The sequence below is a fragment of the Xanthomonas sp. A1809 genome (assembly GCF_017746015.1).
Classification (GTDB): Bacteria; Pseudomonadota; Gammaproteobacteria; order Xanthomonadales; family Xanthomonadaceae; genus Xanthomonas; species Xanthomonas euvesicatoria.
The window spans coordinates 80041-98881 of the sequence record NZ_JAGHWZ010000014.1 but is presented as its reverse complement, the minus strand read 5'-3'; the positions used below and the strand labels follow the sequence as shown (position 1 = coordinate 98881).

Sequence of the window (18841 nt, the reverse complement as noted above, 5' to 3'; positions counted from 1 at the left end):
TCAACCGACGCTGCGCGCCTGGCTGCGTTGTTGCTCGTGCTGATCTTGAACCTGCGTCTGCGTCTGCGCTTCCTGCCGCACAGCATTGCTGCTCTGCTCCAGCGGCCGTTCCGCAGCGGTTGCCTTGTCGGTGTAGATCCGCTGATGCGCCGGGTCGGTTGGCTGACCCTGCACGGCAAACAGTCCGTTGCCGTCCTTGCTTTGCGCCACCATGTCGATGCGTTGCATGCCGCTGACCTTGGCTTCGAAGGTCATGTGGCCGGCCGCATTTGCCAACTGCTGCCGATTGGCGAAGGCATTCGGACCGAGCTGCTCCAGCTTGTTGACGGCCTGATTGAACAGCGGGTGGTCGGGATTGGTTTTCTCTGAGAGCAAGGGCGTCTTTTCCGCCTGCTTCAACGCAGCCTGCGTATCGCGGCCAACCACGCCATCGTCCTGCAGCCCATGCGCACGCTGGAATGCCTTGACCGCCTCGCTGGTCCGTTGGCCATAGGCGCCGTCAGCCTTGAGTTCGTTACCGCCTGCGTCCTTGTAACCCAGTTGCTGCAGCGTCTGCTGCAATGTGCGCACTTCTGCGCCACGCGCATTTTCGCGCAGGACACCCGGCGCATCAGCGGCGGCGTGTGCCTGGCTGGGTTTGTGCTCGGTCGCTGCGTGAGATTGCTGCTTGTTGTGGCTGCGCTCCTGCAGCAGGTCGCGCGCCTCAGACAGCGGGTCGCTCGCATACAGCTTGACGCCCTTGGCGTGCTTGCGCTCGAGGTAGGAATCCAGCGAACTGAGCTCGACACCCTCGCCGCCACGGGATTGGCTGATCTTGAGCTGGCCATCCTTGGGGTCACGCACCACCATCGTGATGTGGTCGATGCCCTTGTAGCGCCCCTTGTCCCAACTCTGCGGGCCATTGTCCTCGCCGATGATCATGCCTTCCTTGAGGGTCTGGGCAGTCACATCCTTGCCTTGGATCAGCACGCCGGAGCGCAGCTCGGCCTTGCGCAGCAGTTCGGATGCACTGTCGAAACCCGGACTGAACTTTTCGTCCTTGGTGAAGATGGCCTTGCCGGCGCCCTTGTTGATCTCGTCCATGGTCGCGTTCTGCATCTCGACCACCCAGCCAGAACAATCGACCCTGCCTTTGTCGGGATCTTTCGCGCCCAGGCCGTATTTGACGTGATCGTATTTGTTGGTGAGGTCATAGGCTGCGTGAAGCGCAATGCCTTGCGCTGCGGGTTTTTCCGGCTGGGCAGGCGCAGAGTGCGCTGGCGCAGCGTGCGAGGGTGCCTGCTGCGTGGTCGAAATCGGCTCGATGCCTTTTTCAGGAATCCGGATACGGTCCATCTTCGTATCCCAGTACTGCACGAAGGTCTGTGCCATGTCCTTGTCGGACATGCGCCGGAACGTCGCCGAATCGACGCCGGTCAGGGACTTCAGCTCTTTCTCGCCGACATTGTTGAGAATGTTGGCGCGTGTGCTTTCCAGGCCAAAAGATCCCGTGGCGATCGCGGTCTGCAAAGAGCGATAGCCACCGGCGCCTTGCTGATGGGCCAGATACATATCCAGGCCATCGGGCTCGGGCTTGCCCGAAAGGTACGGCCGCCCATCGCGTTCGTGCCGATTGACCAGGCTCGTCCGGTTGTCCAGATACAGCCGCGCTGCTGCGTCGGTATTGGCCACCGCGTCCAGCTCGCGTCCGGCAATGCCGTACTGCTGGGCAGTTGGCGGCGTGAACTGGAATAGTCCTTTCGCACCGCCGGGGCCGCGACTGGCCAACTCGTCGAAGGCGCCGCCAGTCTCTACGTGGGCAAAACGCAGGAAGTCGTCACGCGGAATATTCCGCTCGGCCGCTTCGCGTTCGATGATGTCGAGCACTTGGGCTCGTGAGTAGTTCGTCGGCATCGCTCAAGGTCCTTGATTGAGTGCTGCAGCCACGCGGCTGCAGCGGTACGCCGCCCGAACCAATTCCTTTGGTCCTGTATCAAGGGGTCGGCAAATACGATTTGCTGGCGGCATCGTAGCGGTATTCAACCGTCGCGTCACCCCCGCTCGTCGGGGGAACGGCAGAGACCGTTACCCGCAATGCGGGCAGTCCTGGCTGCTTCACGAACGCAAGCGTGCTGGTGTTCTTGACGCAGGCAATCTTGCCGGGCGCATCTTCGCCACAGTTGGCGCTGTTGTCCTCACCCGCCGGAATGTTGCCGATATAGGTCCAATGCTTGTCGTTGACGTTATCGGTTTCTTTCGGGTTGAACACGAGTGCGTCGTAGGAAAGGATGCGCACGCCCGACTGCAGGCTCCACGTCGGCACGGCCAGCACCAGCCTGCCGTCATCGGTGACAAAGGTCTGTGGTTGACGCGTCGTGTCGACGGTGTTGCCCTGCTCCATACCGCCGAATTCGCCGATGTAAGGCTCTGCGCCAAGCAGCTTCCATGGAGCCTTGCTCCCCGGTTCGCTGGCCACAAACGTGGCGTGAGCAAGCGTCACCTTGGTACCAGGGGCAGCATCGTGATTCTCGCGCTCGGCGCCATAGAGCTCGGGCGTTTCCCAGGCGAAGCCGGTGTAATACCGCGTACCGCCGAGTTCGAATTGAAAGCCGTACCAATAATTGATCCAGCTGCCATTGGCGACCTCGTAGGAGGTTGCGCCATCGCCGTCCACGTTGCTGATGAAATACAACACGCTGTCGGTCCGCGGCGGCTGCAATTGCTGGGTCGATCCCTGGGTTGCGTCCTGCATGGGAGGTGCATCCTTTTCTGACGGTTTTGGAGGAGTGCCGGCCGCGGCTGCGGCGGTCTTCGGAGCGGTGGCGTCCGGTGTCGCCTGTGTGCAGGCGGCGATCGTTGCTAGCGCAAGGACAAGTGAAATCTTCCTGACGAGCATTGGGGTGCATCCATTGCGGAGGGCGGCGAAAGTCTACTCCAGCCCGCCGTTGTGTCCAGTCGTTGCACCGGGCCTGGCGGCTCCCGCACGTCGTTGCGGCGCGGGGCTTCCACGTCGCGGATGCGCTGCGTTCGGCCTGTGCATCCGCTGACGCGCCAGCTTGCCGCTGAGCGGCGGACTTACGCCAAGGGCGTATTGGAAATGATCTCTACCCAGTAACCGTCCGGGTCCTTGATGAAGGCCAGGTGCTTCATGCGGCCGTCTTCCAGGCGTTTCTGATACGGCACGTTGAGGCTGTCGAAGCGTGCGCAGGCAGCATGGATGTCCGGCACCGAGATACAGATATGGCCGAAACCGCGTGGGTCGCTGTTGCCGTCGTGATAGACCGGGCCATCCTGGGTTTCGGTGCCATGGTTGTGGGTGAGTTCGAGCACGCCGGGGATGCCGGCCATCCACAGGCGACGCTGCGCGTCGTCATCGGGAATGGCCGTGCCTTCGGGCAGCAGCGCGAGAAAATACAGGCTGAATTTTGCGTCGGCAAAATCGCGTGCGTCGAGCAGGCGGAAGCCCAGGACACGGGTATAGAAATCCAGCGACTGTGTTGCGTCCTTGACGCGCAGCATGGTGTGGTTGAACACGAAGCCGTGCGTGTCGGCGGGCGCGGCATTGGCGCCTGGCACGTGTTGCAGATCGTTCAAAGGCATGGCGGTCTCCTGGTGTGGATTGCGGGTGGGGGGTGTTGCGCGAAGGGGGATGGTAGCCAGGGCAGGGTTGTCGGCGTGTCATGGCGAAAGGGCAGCGGTTCGAATGCGCTGGCGTTGGAGGAGAGGGCCAACTGCATCTGCCCGTGCACGATGCCATCGCCTCAAAACCACACGCGCACACCGGCAACAAAGCGGCTGTCGCGTGCGGGGGCATCGTCCATCGCGGCGCGTTGTGCGCTATCGCCGAAGCTGCGGCTGTGCACCCAGCCGATGTACGGCGCGAAGCGGCGGGTAATCTCGTAGCGCAGGCGCAAGCCAAGTTCCACCGCTTCCAGACCGCTGCCAATGCCGCGGCGGTTGTCGTCGGTAAGCGCGATGTCGGCTTCCGCACGCGGCTGCAGGATCAGACGGTTGGTCAGCAGTACCTCGTATTCGCCTTCCAGCCGCAGCGCCGCGCGGCTGCCAGTGCCCACATACAGCGTGGCTTCGGTTTCGAACTTGTAGGGCGCCAGGCCTTGCACGCCGAAAGCGGCCCAGCTGCGATGTTCGCCTGCGCCGATGTCCTGGCGCGCGCCGATGAGTACATCCCACCATGGCGAAATGGCATGGCCATAGAACGCCTCCAGCGAGGCAGGTTCGGTGCGCCCGTCGTGCCGTTCGCCCTCGCTGCGCAGCCAGAGCCGGTCGATGTCGCCGCCGATCCATGCGCGCGATTCCCAGGCCTGGCCGCTACCGCGATGCGTGTTGGACGCTTCAAGCCGATCGAGCAGGACATAGTGGTTGATACCTGCCGAGTGCATCGTATGCGTGTGCAATGGTGCGAATGCGGCGGCGATGTCGTCCGCCGTGGGTGGGGGAATGGGGTCGCGAGGGAGTGGGTGACTGCGTGTCTCGGCGGGTGATGCAGGAGTTTGTGCAGCGTGTGTGGGCTGCGTGTGGTGCATCTTGGAGTGATCCATCGACGCGTGATCCATCGCCTGGTGGTGCATGGATGCATCGCCCATGGATCCATGCTTCATCGATTCATCGTCCATGGGGCCGGTACCCGTGTCAGCGTGCGCCATGTGAGCGTGGTCCATGTGAGCGGCCTGAGATGAGGCAGGGGTCGTCTGCATGCCATCGGTCACTTGCATCGCATGGTCCTGCATGTGCTGCGGTGCGTCCTCCAGCGCATCGTGCTGATGCTCCTGCGCAAGTGCAGATGCGCTCGCCAGGAACGCAGCAGCCAACCAGGCCTGTGTGCGAAAGCGACTCATGCCTCCACCCGCACTTCGCGCATCATTCCTGCTTCCATGTGGTACAGCAGATGACAGTGATAGGCCCAGCGGCCGAGCGCATCGGCACGCACGCGGTAGGTGCGGCGGGTGCCCGGCGGCATGTCGATGGTGTGCTTGCGTACCTGGAAGTTGCCGTGTGCATCTTCCAGGTCGCTCCACATGCCATGCAGGTGAATCGGGTGCTGCATCATGGTGTCGTTGACCAGCACGATACGCAGCCGCTCGCCGTATTGCAGACGCAAGGGTTGCGCGGAAGCGAACGCGATGCCATCGAAGGACCAGGCGAATTTTTCCATGTGCCCGGTCAGATGCAGCTCGATGTCGCGCCCGGGTTCGCGCCCATCCGGATCCTCGAACACGCTATGCAGATCGGCGTAGCACAGCACGCGGCGGCCGTTGTCGCGCAGGCCCACGCCGGGGTCGTCCAGGCGCGGTGCGGTGGCATTGCTGCGCATGTCGATCAGCGGGTTGCCGGTTTCGCTGGCGGGATGATGCGGCGCCTTGTCGTGTGCCTGGGCATCGTCGTGCGAGTGCATGGTGTGCGTCCCATGCGCCGCCAACATCCCGGGCGCGCCGTGCATTGCGGGTAGCGCGTGGTGCATCCCATCGCCATGTCCCATGTCCTGCATGGTCAGGATGGCGCGCCGATCCAGTGCGGGAATCGGCGCCTGCAAGCCGTGTTGCACTGCCAGCGTGCCACAGGCAAAGCCGGTGCGGCCCATGTCCTGCGCGAATAACGTAAACGCATCCTGGCCGAGCGGTTCGACGATCACGTCGAAGGTCTCGGCCGCGGCGATGCGCAGTTCGTCCACGCTGACCGGATGCACGTACTGCCCGTCGGCGGCCACCACGGTCATGCGCAGGCCGGGAATACGGATGTCGAAGTAGGTCATCGACGAGCCGTTGATGAAACGCAGCAACACCTTTTCGCCTGGCTTGAACAACCCGGTCCAGTTGCCGGCCGGCGCCACGCCGTTGAGCAGGTAGGTGTAGGTGTTGGCGTTGACGTCGGACAGGTCGGTCGGGGTCATGCGCATGCGCCCCCACATGCCGCGGTCGGCCAGCGTGGCGCGCAGGCCGTCGTCGCGCGCATTGCGCAGGAAATCGACGACCGTGCGCTGCGCGTAATTGTCGTGGCTGGGCATCTGCTTGAGCCGGCGGAACAGGGCTGCCGGGTCCAGGTCGGTCCAGTCCGAGAGCAGCACCACATGCTCGCGATCGTGCCGGTACGGCGGCGGCGTCAGCGGGTCGATGACGATGGCGCCATACAGCCCGGACTGCTCCTGAAACATCGAATGGCTGTGGTACCAGTAGGTGCCGGACTGGCGCAGCGCAAAGCGGTAGTGATACTCCTGGCCCGGCGCGATGCCGTCGAAACTCATGCCCGGCACCCCGTCCATGTTGGCCGGCAGCAACAGGCCATGCCAATGCACCGAGGTGGCTTGGTCGGTCAGCGCGTTACGCACGCGCACGCCCACCGTGTCGCCCTCGCGCCAGCGCAGGGTGGGCGCCGGCAGGCTCTGGTTGACCGTGATTGCGGAGCGGGTGTGTCCGGTGAAGTTCACCGGCAGGCGGCCGATCTGCAGCGACTGGCTGCTTCCGCGCAGCACCGGCGTGGTGGCCTGGGCGGCGGCGCGCGCGTCGTAGCGCCACAGGCCGCTGGCGGCGACGACGCCGCCCAGGGCCAGGCCCTGGACGAAGCGGCGCCGGCTCAGGCCGCTGGCGGTTGAGCCGTGGGAAAACGGGGGATCGAAAGACATGACATCTCCTGCGCGCTCCATCGGCAAGATGGAGCGCAGCGCACAACTGAGGAAACCCGCGCAAGCACGCGCGGGGCCGAGGACGGCCAAGGCAGGGCCGTCGGCGCTCAGGCGATGGGAGGTCGTACCGGTTGGTCGGGCAGCGGGCTGCTGCGCCCCTCGGTCAAGGTGTCCGGCACCGCCGGGTGGCCGAGCAGGCCGGCGGCTACGGAAGGCAAGGTCAACAAGGCGAGGCTGGCGTGCTGCAGGCAATCGCAGCTGCCCAGCTTGCAGCAGTCGGGCGCGTGCGCATGCGTGGCCTTGTCGTGCCACTGCATGGCTGTCGGTGGAGGCATCGCCTCATGGCACGGCAGGGCTGCCGGCGACTCGCTCTGGGTCGCGGCGGTGCCTCCCGCCATGGTCGCGGCGGGCATCGCGCCCGGCGCCATTGCCGGCATGGCCATGCCCACCGACGCCCACGCGCCGGTGGCCGTATTGGCAACCAGGCTCAGGCACAGCAGCAGGCGGAGCAGGCGATGCAGCACAGGTAGTCGCGGCAGTGACAGGTGCAGCGAGCATAGCATCGGCCCCCAGCTGTCCGCCCGATGCGCTGGGTGCGTAAGCGGGCAGGTGGGGGCGGTAGAATTGAGGCTACTTTCGCAGCCAAGTCCTGCCATGTCGCAGCGCCAGTGGGTGGCCGCCGCCATCCGGAAGATCGAGGCCGATTTCAATCGTTCGGCCGACACCCACCTGATTCCGATGGAACTGCCGGGCTATCCGGGCATCGACCTGTACTTCAAGGACGAGTCCAGCCACCCGACCGGCAGCCTCAAGCACCGCCTGGCGCGCTCGCTGTTCCTGTACGCGCTCACCAATGGCTGGCTGCGCGCCGGGCGCCCGGTGATCGAGGCGTCCAGTGGCTCCACGGCCATTTCCGAAGCGTATTTCGCGCGTTTGCTCGGCGTGCCCTTCATCGCGGTGATGCCGGCCTCGACCTCGCCGGAGAAGATCGCCGCGATTCAATTCCAGGGCGGCCGCTGCCACCTGGTCGAACGCGCCTGCGACCTGGACAGCGCCTCGCACCAGCTCGCACGCGAGACCGGCGGGCACTTCATGGACCAGTTCACCTATGCCGAGCGTGCCACCGACTGGCGCGCCAACAACAACATCGCCGAATCGATCTTCAAGCAACTGGCCGAAGAGCCGCACCCGATCCCGGACTGGATCGTCTGCAGCCCCGGCACCGGCGGTACCAGCGCCACTCTGGGCCGCTACGTGCGCTATCGGCGCCATGCCACCCGCATCCTGTGCGCCGACCCGGAAGTGTCGGTGTTCTTCGACGGCTATTGCCGCGCAGTGGACGGCCAATGCCCCAAGGAGCTGGCCATCACCGGCGGTTCGCGCATCGAAGGCATCGGCCGCCCGCGGGTGGAATCGAGCTTCATTGCCAGCTGCGTGGATGTGATGATCAAGGTGCCCGATGCGCTGAGCCTGGCGGCGATGCGCCACGTCAGCGCCACGCTGGGCCGCCGCGTGGGCGGCTCCACCGGCACCAACTTCGTCGGCGTGCTGCAGGCTGCCCGGCGCATGCGCGACGAAGGCCGGCAGGGCTCCATCGTCACCATCCTGTGCGATGCCGGCGAACGATACGCGCACAGTTATTACGACCCGGCCTGGTACCAGGCGCGCGCGATCGATGTCAGCGACAGCGATACAGCCATTGCGCTGGCCGTGAACGGCGGCGATTTGCCTGCCTTGCCTTGTGCGGCGCTGGAATGACCGCCATATCCGGGACGTAGGCATCAAGGCGCTGCGCTCACCGCCACGCCCGTGCGATCGGTGTCCGCAGTCGGCGGGTCCAGGCGCGCACCGTGCCCTCGGTGCCGTGCTCACCTGCTGACGGTTGCGTGCCACGTTTGCCGATCCTTGAATCCACTCACCCAGTCCATTGCCGGAGCGCTCCATGACCAACCCGCTGCTCGATCTGTCCGGACTGCCGTCCTTCGATGCGATCGGCCCCGAACACGTGGGCCCGGCGATCGACCAACTGCTCGCCGAGGCCGAGGCGGCGGTGAAGGCGGCCGAGCAGGTCAGCCCGGTGTGCTGGGACAGCTTCGTCACGCCGCTGGACGATGCCACCGAGCGGCTATGGCGTGCGTGGGGGCAGGTGGGGCACCTGCAGGCGGTGGTCAACACGCCCGAGCTGCGCGAGGCCTATAACTGCAATCTGCCCAAGGTGAGCCGCTTCGGCAGCGCGCTGGCGCAGAATCTGGCGCTGTATGCGCAATACAAGGCGCTGGCGCAATCGCCGGAAGCCGCACACTTCGATGAGGCGCGTCGCAAGGTGCTGGAAAACGCGCTACGCGATTTCCGCTTGGGCGGTGCAGAACTCGATGATGCCGCCAAGGCGCGGTTCGCACAGATCCAGGAAGAACTCTCGGCGTTGGCAGCCAAGTTCTCGCAGAACGTACTCGACGCTACCGATGCGTGGTCGTACGTGACCGAAGACCAGACCCAGCTGTCGGGCCTGCCGGCAGAAGTGATTGCCGCCGCACGCGCCGCCGCCGAAAAAGACGGCGTGCCGGGCTGGAAATTCACCTTGCAGATGCCGTGCTATCTGCCGGTGCAGAGCGATGCCGACAGCCGCGATCTGCGCGCGCGGCTGTATCGCGCCAATGCCGAGCGCGCGTCCGAATTCGGCGATGCCACGCTGGACAACAGCGCCAACATCGATCGCATCCTGGCCCTGCGCGCCGAGTTGGCGCAGCTGCTCGGCTTTGCCAGTTACGCCGACTATTCGGTTGCCACCAAGATGGCGCAGAGCCCCGACGAGGTGATGGGCTTCCTGCGCGATCTGGCCGCGCGCGCCAAGCCGCATGCACAGCGCGACCGCGCCGAGCTGGAAGCCTTTGCGCGCGACGAGTTGGGTCTGGATGAACTGCAGGCCTGGGACCTGGCCTACGCCTCGGAAAAACTCAAGCAGGCGCGTTACAGCTTTTCCGAGCAGGAGGTGAAGCAGTACTTCACCGAACCGAAGGTGCTGGCCGGCCTGTTCGATGTGATCCACAGCCTGTACGGGCTCACCGTCAAACCCGACAGCGCGCCGGTGTGGCACCCGGACGTGCGGTTCTACCGGTTGGAAGATGCGCAAGGCACCCTGGTTGGCCAGTTCTATCTGGACTTGTACGCGCGCGAAGGCAAACGCGGCGGCGCGTGGATGGACGATTGCCGCAATCGCCGCAACACCGCCAACGGCGTGCAGACGCCGCTGGTGTATCTGGTGTGCAACTTCGGGCGCGGCAGCGGCGATGCACCGGCCACCTTCCGCCACGGCGAAGTCACCACGCTGTTCCATGAAATGGGCCACGGCCTGCATCAGTTGCTCACGCGGATTGGCGAGCTGGGCGTGGCCGGCATCAATGGCGTGGAGTGGGACGCGGTAGAGCTGCCCAGCCAGTTCATGGAAAACTTCTGCTGGGAGTGGGAGCGCATGCAGGCGATGACCGCGCACGTGCAGACCGGTGAACCGCTGCCGCGGAACCTGTTCGATCGCCTGCTGGCGGCGCGCAATTTCCAGAGCGGCATGTTCACCGTGCGTCAGCTGGAATTCGCCTTGTTCGACATGCAACTGCACAGCACCTACGACCCGTCGCAGGACAACGTGCTGCAATTGATCGAGCGCGTGCGCGACGAAGTGGCGGTCAATCGGCCGCCGGCATGGAATCGCTTCCCGCATCAGTTCAGCCATATTTTTGCAGGTGGCTATGCGGCCGGCTATTACAGCTACAAGTGGGCCGAAGTGCTCAGCGCCGATGCCTATGCCGCATTCGAAGAGGCGCCCGACCAACTGGAGCAGACCGGCGCACGGTTCCGCGCCGAGGTGCTTGCGCGTGGCGGCAGTCGTCCGGCAGCGGAGAACTTCCGCGCGTTCCGCGGTCGGGCCCCGACCATCGATGCGCTGCTACGGCATAACGGCATGGCGGGCTGACGGCGCCGATGGCGCAGTCGTCACCTGCTACCGTCGCCACGGCGTTCGCATTGCATTGAGGTGAGCTGTCCTATAACCGCGACCTGGCGCCTCTTCGGGAGGCGCAGCATGCGGTGGGATAGGGCACAAGGAGAGCGCAATGCAGCGACGTTTTTCATGGAGTGCACTATGGCTGATGGCCGCGGCCCTGCCGGTTTGGGCGCAGCACACCGGCCACGCCAACGGTCTGGTTGGCCTGCGCGCCGGACCTTCCGAAGAGTACCGGCGCGTGGGCGAAGTTCAGCCCGGCGGTACGCTGCAGGTCTATGGCTGTCTCAAGAGTGGCGCCTGGTGCGATGTGCGTTCACCGGAGGCACGTGGCTGGCTTCCTGCGGCCTCGATCGTGCTCGCTCACGGCGCCCTGAATCAGGTGGTGCCGAAGCTGACGTTTTCGCTGGATGCCTACTGGGACACGCATTATCGCGGCCGCGAATGGACCGTCGAGAGCGAGCGCGCCTACTGGCGCGATCACACTCCAGGGGACTCGCTGCCACTAGAGCTGCTGGCACCTGGCGAGGGCGTGACGGCGGACGGAGTACAGTCCCTGGCAAGGCGCGCCAAGGCCGAAACACGCGCAGAAACCGAGCGCACCCAGCGCGAGCGGGCCGTGATCGACCGGGCTGCGCTGAATCGGATAGATGCCGACAGGCGGGACGACAAGATACATCGATGCGAACGCTCGGGAAGTCAGGACAGCACCGTGCAGAGCTGTATCTCCCAGGCACGCAGCGATTACGAGCAATCGGTTCGGCAACGGTGCGAAAATTCACGCAACCAGGATGACGCGCTACCGCGTTGCATCGATTAGGCACGCATCGAGTGCGACAAATCGCCTCGGCAATGGAAATTGGTGGCCGTCACGATTGCCAGCCGACCGCTCGTCGAACCGAGCCCGGCGTGTACTAGGGGATACGCGCGGCTGGTCCCCGGGCCGGCACCAGCGGCGCAAGCGTGCGCTTGCTACGGCAGGCCTGACGCTTCGGCTGAGTGCCTGCAAGACCCTGGCAGCATTGCGTGATCTACGCGCGCGTTGCCGCATCGCAGGCGAGCCACCGCAGCGTGATCGCGGCGGTGGCGCCAGTGGTTACACCCGGCCGAAGACCAGTGCCGCGTTGGTGCCACCGAAGCCGAAACTGTTGGACATCACCGTGTTCAAGGTCGCGTCCTGTGTCTGCCGCAGGATAGGAAAGCCTTCGGCACGCGGGTCGAGTTCGTCGATATGCGCCGAGCCGGCCATGAAGCCATCGCGCAGCATCAGCAGGCTGTAGATCGCCTCGTGCACGCTGGCCGCGCCCAGCGAGTGCCCGGAGAGCCCCTTGGTCGAAGACAGCGGCGGCACGTAGTCGCCGAATACCTCGCGCACCGCGCCCAGTTCGGTGACATCGCCCAACGGCGTGGACGTGCCATGCGTGTTGAGGTAATCGATCGGGCGCTGCAAGCCCTGCATGGCCATGTGCATGCAGCGCACGGCGCCTTCGCCGCTGGGCGCGACCATGTCGGCACCGTCGGAGGTCACGCCATAGCCGAGCAGTTCGGCATGGATGCGTGCGCCACGCGCGATGGCGTGGTCGTAGTCTTCCAGCACCAGCATGCCGCCGCCGCTGCCGATGACGAAGCCATCGCGCTGCGCATCGTACGGGCGCGAGGCCACGGCAGGGCGATCGTTGAAGCCGGTGGACAGCGCGCCCATCGCATCGAACATGACGCTCATGGTCCAGTGCAGTTCTTCGCCGCCACCGGCGAACATCACGTCCTGCGCGCCATGCCGGATCAGATCTGCCGCTGCACCGATGCAATGCGCAGACGTCGCGCACGCGGCCGACAGCGAGTAGCTCAGCCCGCGTATTTTGAACGCGGTGGCCAGCGATGCGGACACCGACGAACACATCGTGCGCGGCACCATGTATGGGCCTACTTTGCGCACGCCACGGTTGCGCAGCAGGTCGGCGGTTTCCACCTGCCATTGGCTGGAGCCGCCACCGGAGCCGGCAATCACGCCGGTGCGCAGGCCGCCGACCTGCTCGGCATCCAGGCCCGCATCGGCGATCGCATCGCGCATTGCCAGGTATGCGTAGGCCGAGGCATCGCCCATGAAGCGTTTGAGCTTACGGTCGATCAGGCTGTCCAGATCCAGCGCCACCGCACCGCCGACCTGGCTCCGCAGGCCTGCTTCGGCGTGATCGGGCAGCGCGGTGATACCGGAGCGGCTCTCGCGCAGTGCACTGGAGACGGTGTCCAGATCGTTGCCCAGGCATGAGGTGATGCCCATTCCGGTAATGACGACGCGACGCATCAGAAATTCTCCGTTGAAGTGAACATGCCCACACGCAGATCCTTGGCGGTGTAGATCTCGCGCCCATCCACCAGCATGCGTGCATCGGTCTGCGCCATCACCAGCTTGCGGTTGATGACGCGGCTGACATCGACCTCGTAGCGCACCAGCCTGGCGCTGGGCAGCACCTGGCCGGTGAACTTGACCTCGCCGCAGCCCAACGCGCGGCCACGGCCCGGCGCGCCGATCCAGGTGAGGAAAAAGCCGGTCAGTTGCCACATCGCATCCAGGCCCAGGCAGCCTGGCATCACCGGGTCGCCGATGAAGTGGCAGCCGAAGAACCACAGGTCCGGGCGGATATCCAGTTCGGCACGAATCAGCCCCTTGCCATGTGCACCGCCGGCGTCGCTGATCTCGGTGATGCGGTCGAACATCAGCATCGGATCGTTGGGCAGACGGCCGCTGTCGGGCGCAAACAATTCCCCACGCGCGCTGGCCAGCAATTGGTCGCGCGAGTACGTACTTTGACGAGTCATGACGAACGTGTCCTGCAAGGAGCGAGAGGCGAGGCGGGGAAGGGTGCATGAGGTCGCGCGGTTCAATCAAACGTTTTATCCGTACGCATGCGTGCTGTTTTCCGCTGAGTGCCCAGTGCGCAGATGCACTGTTGCAGGCGAAGTCACGGTGCTCGGGACCGCCGTCGGCACATGCGTGGCAGGCCTGCATGGTTGGCCGTGCAGGCGCTGTCGTCGGATGCGTTACCTTTGCTATTGAGGACGCGCTCGTGTTCGCTTTGCCAATCCGTGGCGATGTCTCTCGACGCAAGGGGTGAGACGGCGCTGGCTTATCATGGGCGCAGACCTGCGACAGAGAACCCCGCTTGATGCGCAAGATCGTGCACGTGGACATGGATGCGTTCTACGCGTCCGTGGAGCAGCGTGACGACCCGGGCCTGCGCGGCAAGCCGGTAGTGGTGGCCTGGCGCGGCGCGCGCTCGGTGGTGTGCGCGGCCTCCTACGAAGCGCGGACCTTCGGTATTCGCTCGGCGATGCCGGCCGTGCGTGCCGAGCGCCTGTGCCCGGACGCGATCTTCGTGCCGCCGGATTTTGCGCGCTACAAGGCGGTGTCGCGGCAAGTACGCGAGATTTTCCATCGTCATACCGACTTGGTGGAGCCGTTGTCGCTGGACGAGGCCTATCTGGACGTCACGCACGCCAAAACCGGCATGCAGTTGGCCACCGAGGTTGCGCAGTTGATCCGTACGCAGATCCGCGAGGAAACCCAGCTCACCGCATCGGCCGGCATCGCGCCGAACAAGTTCCTGGCCAAGATTGCGTCGGATTGGCGCAAGCCCGATGGCCAGTTCGTGATTGCGCCCAGCCGCGTGGATGCATTTTTGCTGCCGCTCAAGGTCAATCGCATTCCCGGCGTAGGCAAGGTAATGGATGGCAAGTTGGCGGCGCTGGGCATCGTCACCGTGGCCGATCTGCGCCAGCGGCCATTGGAAGAACTGCAGGCGCATTTCGGCAGTTTCGGTCAGAGCCTGTATCGCCGCGCGCGCGGCATCGACGAGCGCCCGGTCGAGCCGGATCAGGAAGTGCAATCGGTCTCCTCGGAAGACACCTTCAGCGAAGATCTGGCGCTTGATGCACTGGACCCGCACATCCTGCGGCTGGCCGAAAAGACCTGGCTCGCCACGCGCCGCACCGAACGCATCGGGCGCACGGTCGTGCTGAAATTGAAGACCTCGAATTTTCGCATCCTGACGCGCTCCTACACGCCCGAGCAGCCGCCTACCTCGCAGGAGGCATTGGCCCAGATTGCCCTGGCATTGACCCGCCGCGTGGAGCTGCCCACGCAGACGCGCTATCGCCTGGTCGGTGTGGGCTTGAGCGGTTTCAGCGATGTCGAAGATGGCGCCGTGCAGGGGCAGTTGTTCGGCCAGATGCCGCCGTTGGAGTGAGCGGCCCGTGCTGCATCGCGTCTCGCATGCGGCGATGACTGCATCTAACGCAGGTGGCGAGCAATCCACGGTGCTTGGCAGTGACACGCGCTGAATCTTGCACTGCGTACACTGCGGCTCTCCCACGCACGAGGCCGTCCGAATGTTTCCGTATCCGCTGGTGATCTTCGACCTGGATGGCACGCTGGTGGACAGCGCACCCAATATCGCCGAGGCTCTCAACGGTACCTTGCAGGAGTTGGGGCTACAGCAGTTCAGCCAAGCCACGATCCGCAGCTGGATCGGCGAAGGCGTCAAGGTATTGCTTGCCACCGCATTGCGCGAAGCCGGCAGCACGCGCGATGCCGATGCCGAAATGCCGGTGATGATGCGCCATTACGAGGCGAGCCTGCTGCACGACCCGCAGTTGTACCCGGGCGTTGCCGAGGCGCTGGCCGGCCTGCGCGATGCGGGCGCCACGCTGGCATTGTGCACCAACAAACCTGCGCGTTTTATCGCGCCGTTGCTGGAGCATCTGGGTATCGCCGCGCATTTCAGCCGTGTGCTCGGGGGCGATTCGTTGCCGCAGCGCAAGCCTGACCCGGCACCGCTGCTGCAGCTTGCCAGTCACTTTCAACGCAGCCCGCAACAGTGTTTGATGGTTGGCGATTCGGCCACCGATGCCGCCGCCGCAAACGCCGCGAACATGCCGCTGGCGATGGTGCGTTACGGCTACCTGCGCGGTTTCGATGTGCAACGCGCCGGTGCCGTGACCATCGTCGACGACATGCGTGAACTGCTCGCGTTGCGCTGACCTACGCGCGCACCACGGATCGACCGATGCGGCGGCGTGCGTTACGGCCGCAGGCGTAAGCTCGGGCGTCTGCGCTGAAGCGGGAGATTGTGCAACAGCGACCTGTGCCGCTGAGCGGCCAGCACCCAAGACACGGTGGTGAGCCATGCATGCCGACCGGTGCGTGTCGTCGCAGGACCTTGCGCTTCAGGCTCTGAAACGAGCCATGCGTAGTGCGACGCGAGGCTGCATGCATGAGCGCGCGCATGGGCCAGCTGCATCGATCAGCCGATTGCCGGGCGCTGCCGGCCGATTCAATCCTCGCCTGCTCGCTCTGCATCCGCAGCGTCGTAAAGGTCGGTTGCCGTAGCCGCGTCGCCGTGCGTATCGTCGTTGTCGGCGCGCGCATAGTGCACGGTTTCCACCGGCCCGCCGACGGCACGCCCGCGCACCGGCAGCAGCGCGCTGGCCGCTTCGTACTCGGCGAGCAAGGCATGCCGGCGCGCTTCGGGCACGTCCTGCCAATGGCAATCGGCCAACGCGCCTTCCAACGAATACAGCAGGTTGAGGCTGGGCTTGAAGCCCGCGCGGCGCACCTTGACGAATGCGCCCACCGCACCCACCGCTTGCAGGTCCTGCTGCGTGCGCAGCCCGACCTGGCGCAGCCATGCCGCGCTTTTGGGCCCGATGTTGCGCATCCGCTCGGTGGTCACGCCAGCGCGTCTACGAAGAGTTGCGCAATGGCTTCCAGGCCACGTTGATCGTCGGCATCGAAGCGGTCCAGCTCCGGGCTATCCAGGTCCAGCACGCCGATCAGCGCATCGCCTTTGACCAGTGGAATCACCAGCTCCGAGCGCGATGCCGAATCGCAGGCAATATGCCCGGGGAACGCGTCCACATCGGCAATGCGCTGGCTCTGCCGGGTACTGGCAGCCGCACCGCACACGCCTTTGTCCAGCGGGATGCGCACGCACGCCGGCAGGCCCTGGAACGGCCCCACCACCAGCTCGCGGCCGTCGTAGAAGTAGAAGCCGGCCCAGTTGAGCGACGGCAACGAATGGAAGATCAGCGCGGCCAGATTGGCGGCATTGGCGATCCGGTCCGGCTCGCCGTGCACCAGTGCCTGGGCCTGGGCGGTGAGCTGGGCATATTGTTCCGGCTTGCTGCCGGTCAGCGAAGAGGTGGCGAACATCGGCAAAGTTTAGCAGTGGCCGTCTTGCAGCGTGGTTGCGATCGGGCAAGGAACGCGCAGGAGCTTTCCAGCACTGAGTCGCGATCATTGGCCGAGGCAGCCAGCGGCGCGCACAGGGGCAACGTGGCCCCGCAGGCAAACGACAACCAACCGTCCTCAGCCGCACGTGCAGTGCGCACGGTATGCTGCGCGCCCTCACGGCAATGGCGGCGCGGCCGCAGGATCAGGCGTATGCAGCATCCAGCTTTTTATGTCACCGGCACCGATACCGGCATCGGCAAGACCATGGGCAGCACCGCGCTGTTGCACGCCTTGCGCGCACGCGGCCATCGCGCCGTCGGCATGAAGCCGGTGGCCAGCGGCTGCGAGCACACGCCGCAGGGTTGGCGTAACGAAGACGCGCTGGCGCTGCAGGCGGCCAGCGATCCGCAGCCGGACTACGCCACGCTCAATCCCTACGCCTTGCCGGCGCCGCTGGCACCGGAACTGGCGGCGGCCGATGTCGGCGTAACGCTGGCGCTGGAGCCCATCGCACACGCGTTCGCGCAATTGCGCACGCAGGCCGAGGTGGTGGTGGTGGAAGGGGTGGGCGGGTGGGCCGCGCCGCTGAGCGCGACCCTGGACCAAGCCGATCTGGTGCGCGCCTTGCAGCTGCCGGTGGTGCTGGTGGTCGGCGTGCGGCTGGGCTGCATCAACCACGCGCGGCTCACTGCTGCGGCCATCGCCGCCGATGGGCTGCAGTGCATCGGGTGGATCGCCAATGAAATCGATCCGCAGATGGAGCGCATCGAAGAGAACATCGGCATGCTGCGCCAGCGCCTGGCGATGCCGTGCTGGGGCCGGATCCCGTGGCGACCGGGCGCCGACGCTGCCGCCCAGGCACACGGGCTGCAGTTGCCGCGCTAGCTGGCACGGCGCGCTCGCGCGGGCAATAAAAAAGCCCGACAGAGGGAGGGATCTGTCGGGCCGGATTGCACGGGGGGAGGGACCCATGCAAAGACGCTGAATTTATTGGCGCTTACTTACGCCGGGTCTTGCCTGATGCGCCGGCCTGGTCGCTGCCGTTTTCGAACTGCTGCTTGGCAAACTGCCCAAGTTCGCTGGACATCTTCAATCCCAGCCCGACCACTTCCTGATTGACCGAGGCCAGGCGTTCCAGGTTGTCGCGCGCAACCTGCAAGCCTTTCGGCCAGAGCGTCTGGTAGGCGCCCAGATCGCGCGCCTGCGCAAACTCGCCGAAGAAGCTGCTGGTCGCGTTGACGTTGCGTTCCAGCGTCTCCAAGGCCAACTGGTTGGCACGTGCTGCGACAGACGCGAACTGATTGGTGAAGCTGTTTTCGAACTGCGCCGACATTGCGAACCCCTTGGGGAAAGCCGTGACCGTTTGTTGCGTTGCAGCATACGCCGATGTTGCTGCGATGCAACACGTTTCCTGAAGATTTTCCAAACGTGCGTAGAAGCGCTTTAAGATCAACAGCTTAGGCGGCCGCTCAAATGAGAAAAGCCGCCAGCTGGCGGCTTTAGGTCACTCCACTGCGCTGCCGCTCAGCCGCGATAGCGACAGCCGGAGGTGCAGGTCTCGTGCACCACGATCTCGCTCAGCTGCGGCAGTGCCGGCTTGAGCTGCTGCCAGATCCAGATCGCCAGGCGTTCGCTGGTGGGGTTTTCCAACCCTTCGATGTCGTTGAGGTAATGGTGGTCCAGGCGGTCGTAGATCGGCTGGAAGGCCGCCTTGATGTCACCGAAATCCATGATCCAGCCGGTCTCGGCGCCGGGTTCGCCGCTGACATGCAGCTCAACGCGAAACGAATGGCCGTGCAGGCGCGCGCATTTATGCCCAGGCGGCACGTTGGGAAGCCGGTGCGCGGCTTCCAGGGTGAAGACCTTGAAGATGTCCATGATGGTGATTCGGCAAGCAGGAAGAAGGAGAGATGCGTGACTGCACAGGGCAGGATCCCGCAAGAGCCCGGGCAGGCCGGGACGGACAGAACAAGGGCCGCATCGCGGCCCTTGTTCTCAG

Annotated in this window: 18 protein-coding genes; 6 read left to right on the top strand and 12 right to left on the bottom strand. The window is 65.0% G+C overall.

Annotation, left to right across the window (positions count from 1 at the left end):
• The 6 genes from J7396_RS17445 to J7396_RS17420 form a co-directional block, all read right to left on the bottom strand.
• Entirely contained in the window at positions 1-1866 is a 1866-nt protein-coding gene (locus J7396_RS17445) for a peptidoglycan-binding protein (RefSeq protein WP_209261849.1), read from the bottom strand.
• A gap of 106 nt (positions 1867-1972) precedes the next feature.
• Entirely contained in the window at positions 1973-2731 is a 759-nt protein-coding gene (locus J7396_RS17440; RefSeq protein ID WP_209261848.1) for a hypothetical protein, read from the bottom strand.
• Between the two features lie 323 nt (positions 2732-3054).
• On the bottom strand, positions 3055-3579 hold the full coding sequence (gene gloA / locus J7396_RS17435; RefSeq protein WP_005914729.1) for a lactoylglutathione lyase: 525 nt from the start codon (positions 3577-3579) through the stop codon (positions 3055-3057).
• A 161-nt stretch (positions 3580-3740) separates the two neighbouring features.
• Positions 3741-4835, bottom strand: coding sequence for a copper resistance protein B (locus J7396_RS17430; RefSeq protein WP_209261808.1), 1095 nt, complete (start codon positions 4833-4835; stop codon positions 3741-3743).
• Positions 4832-6637 carry a copper resistance system multicopper oxidase gene (locus J7396_RS17425; RefSeq protein ID WP_209261807.1) on the bottom strand — a complete coding sequence of 602 codons (1806 nt, stop codon included), beginning with the start codon at positions 6635-6637 and terminating at the stop codon, positions 4832-4834. Before J7396_RS17425 ends, J7396_RS17430 begins: the two co-directional genes overlap by 4 nt.
• A gap of 86 nt (positions 6638-6723) precedes the next feature.
• On the bottom strand, positions 6724-7179 hold the full coding sequence (locus J7396_RS17420) for a CopL family metal-binding regulatory protein (protein WP_033478377.1): 456 nt from the start codon (positions 7177-7179) through the stop codon (positions 6724-6726).
• A gap of 91 nt (positions 7180-7270) precedes the next feature.
• On the opposite strand from J7396_RS17420, the gene J7396_RS17415 reads away from it, so the two are divergent.
• The 3 genes from J7396_RS17415 to J7396_RS17405 all read left to right on the top strand — a co-directional run bounded on the left by J7396_RS17415 (position 7271) and on the right by J7396_RS17405 (position 11430).
• Positions 7271-8374 carry a PLP-dependent cysteine synthase family protein gene (locus tag J7396_RS17415; RefSeq protein ID WP_005914733.1) on the top strand — a complete coding sequence of 368 codons (1104 nt, stop codon included), beginning with the start codon at positions 7271-7273 and terminating at the stop codon, positions 8372-8374.
• Between the two features lie 184 nt (positions 8375-8558).
• On the top strand, positions 8559-10583 hold the full coding sequence (locus tag J7396_RS17410; protein ID WP_031424961.1) for a M3 family metallopeptidase: 2025 nt from the start codon (positions 8559-8561) through the stop codon (positions 10581-10583).
• Positions 10584-10722: 139 nt separating this feature from the next.
• Positions 10723-11430 (top strand): SH3 domain-containing protein, encoded by a 708-nt coding sequence (locus tag J7396_RS17405; RefSeq protein ID WP_184421074.1) that lies wholly within the window; start codon positions 10723-10725, stop codon positions 11428-11430.
• 276 nt (positions 11431-11706) lie between these two features.
• On the opposite strand, the gene fabB is transcribed toward J7396_RS17405, so the two are convergent.
• Both fabB and fabA read right to left on the bottom strand, forming a co-directional pair.
• The gene (gene fabB / locus J7396_RS17400) at positions 11707-12915 is read right to left on the bottom strand and encodes a beta-ketoacyl-ACP synthase I (RefSeq protein ID WP_209261806.1); all 1209 of its coding nucleotides are present in this window, start codon (positions 12913-12915) and stop codon (positions 11707-11709) included.
• Positions 12915-13430 (bottom strand): 3-hydroxyacyl-[acyl-carrier-protein] dehydratase FabA, encoded by a 516-nt coding sequence (gene fabA, locus J7396_RS17395; protein ID WP_014091107.1) that lies wholly within the window; start codon positions 13428-13430, stop codon positions 12915-12917. Before fabA ends, fabB begins: the two co-directional genes overlap by 1 nt.
• Before the next feature lie 347 nt (positions 13431-13777).
• Here fabA and dinB point away from each other — a divergent pair, with 347 nt between their 5' ends.
• Both dinB and gph read left to right on the top strand, forming a co-directional pair.
• Positions 13778-14857, top strand: a complete 1080-nt coding sequence (dinB, locus tag J7396_RS17390; RefSeq protein WP_008571016.1) for a DNA polymerase IV — start codon at positions 13778-13780, stop codon at positions 14855-14857.
• A gap of 142 nt (positions 14858-14999) precedes the next feature.
• Entirely contained in the window at positions 15000-15650 is a 651-nt protein-coding gene (gene gph / locus J7396_RS17385) for a phosphoglycolate phosphatase (RefSeq protein ID WP_031424958.1), read from the top strand.
• A 293-nt stretch (positions 15651-15943) separates the two neighbouring features.
• On the opposite strand, the gene J7396_RS17380 is transcribed toward gph, so the two are convergent.
• Together J7396_RS17380 and J7396_RS17375 are read right to left on the bottom strand one after the other, a co-directional pair.
• Complete coding sequence (locus J7396_RS17380) at positions 15944-16342, bottom strand: TfoX/Sxy family protein (protein WP_031424957.1); 399 nt, start codon at positions 16340-16342, stop codon at positions 15944-15946.
• Positions 16339-16821: a GAF domain-containing protein gene (locus tag J7396_RS17375; RefSeq protein ID WP_005920832.1), complete on the bottom strand. Its 483-nt coding sequence runs from the start codon at positions 16819-16821 to the stop codon at positions 16339-16341. Before J7396_RS17375 ends, J7396_RS17380 begins: the two co-directional genes overlap by 4 nt.
• Before the next feature lie 231 nt (positions 16822-17052).
• Between J7396_RS17375 and bioD the strand changes: the two genes are divergently transcribed.
• Positions 17053-17727: a dethiobiotin synthase gene (bioD, locus tag J7396_RS17370; RefSeq protein ID WP_127166848.1), complete on the top strand. Its 675-nt coding sequence runs from the start codon at positions 17053-17055 to the stop codon at positions 17725-17727.
• A 112-nt stretch (positions 17728-17839) separates the two neighbouring features.
• Here bioD and J7396_RS17365 read toward each other — a convergent pair whose 3' ends face one another.
• Together J7396_RS17365 and queD are read right to left on the bottom strand one after the other, a co-directional pair.
• Positions 17840-18175, bottom strand: coding sequence for a phasin family protein (locus J7396_RS17365; protein WP_014091104.1), 336 nt, complete (start codon positions 18173-18175; stop codon positions 17840-17842).
• 191 nt (positions 18176-18366) lie between these two features.
• The gene (queD, locus tag J7396_RS17360; RefSeq protein ID WP_008576903.1) at positions 18367-18720 is read right to left on the bottom strand and encodes a 6-carboxytetrahydropterin synthase QueD; all 354 of its coding nucleotides are present in this window, start codon (positions 18718-18720) and stop codon (positions 18367-18369) included.
• Positions 18721-18841: the final 121 nt, after the last annotated feature.

Excerpts from the sequence above, each read along its gene's own strand:
- J7396_RS17440 (WP_209261848.1), bottom strand. The coding sequence starts at position 2,731 with ATGCAGGACGCAACCCAGGGATCGACCCAGCAATTGCAGCCGCCGCGG.
- gloA (WP_005914729.1), bottom strand. The coding sequence starts at position 3,579 with ATGCCTTTGAACGATCTGCAACACGTGCCAGGCGCCAATGCCGCGCCC.
- J7396_RS17430 (WP_209261808.1), bottom strand. The coding sequence starts at position 4,835 with ATGAGTCGCTTTCGCACACAGGCCTGGTTGGCTGCTGCGTTCCTGGCG.
- J7396_RS17425 (WP_209261807.1), bottom strand. The coding sequence starts at position 6,637 with ATGGAGCGCGCAGGAGATGTCATGTCTTTCGATCCCCCGTTTTCCCAC.
- J7396_RS17420 (WP_033478377.1), bottom strand. The coding sequence starts at position 7,179 with ATGCTATGCTCGCTGCACCTGTCACTGCCGCGACTACCTGTGCTGCAT.
- J7396_RS17415 (WP_005914733.1), top strand. The coding sequence starts at position 7,271 with ATGTCGCAGCGCCAGTGGGTGGCCGCCGCCATCCGGAAGATCGAGGCC.
- J7396_RS17410 (WP_031424961.1), top strand. The coding sequence starts at position 8,559 with ATGACCAACCCGCTGCTCGATCTGTCCGGACTGCCGTCCTTCGATGCG.
- J7396_RS17405 (WP_184421074.1), top strand. The coding sequence starts at position 10,723 with ATGCAGCGACGTTTTTCATGGAGTGCACTATGGCTGATGGCCGCGGCC.
- fabB (WP_209261806.1), bottom strand. The coding sequence starts at position 12,915 with ATGCGTCGCGTCGTCATTACCGGAATGGGCATCACCTCATGCCTGGGC.
- fabA (WP_014091107.1), bottom strand. The coding sequence starts at position 13,430 with ATGACTCGTCAAAGTACGTACTCGCGCGACCAATTGCTGGCCAGCGCG.
- dinB (WP_008571016.1), top strand. The coding sequence starts at position 13,778 with ATGCGCAAGATCGTGCACGTGGACATGGATGCGTTCTACGCGTCCGTG.
- gph (WP_031424958.1), top strand. The coding sequence starts at position 15,000 with ATGTTTCCGTATCCGCTGGTGATCTTCGACCTGGATGGCACGCTGGTG.
- J7396_RS17375 (WP_005920832.1), bottom strand. The coding sequence starts at position 16,821 with ATGTTCGCCACCTCTTCGCTGACCGGCAGCAAGCCGGAACAATATGCC.
- bioD (WP_127166848.1), top strand. The coding sequence starts at position 17,053 with ATGCAGCATCCAGCTTTTTATGTCACCGGCACCGATACCGGCATCGGC.
- J7396_RS17365 (WP_014091104.1), bottom strand. The coding sequence starts at position 18,175 with ATGTCGGCGCAGTTCGAAAACAGCTTCACCAATCAGTTCGCGTCTGTC.
- queD (WP_008576903.1), bottom strand. The coding sequence starts at position 18,720 with ATGGACATCTTCAAGGTCTTCACCCTGGAAGCCGCGCACCGGCTTCCC.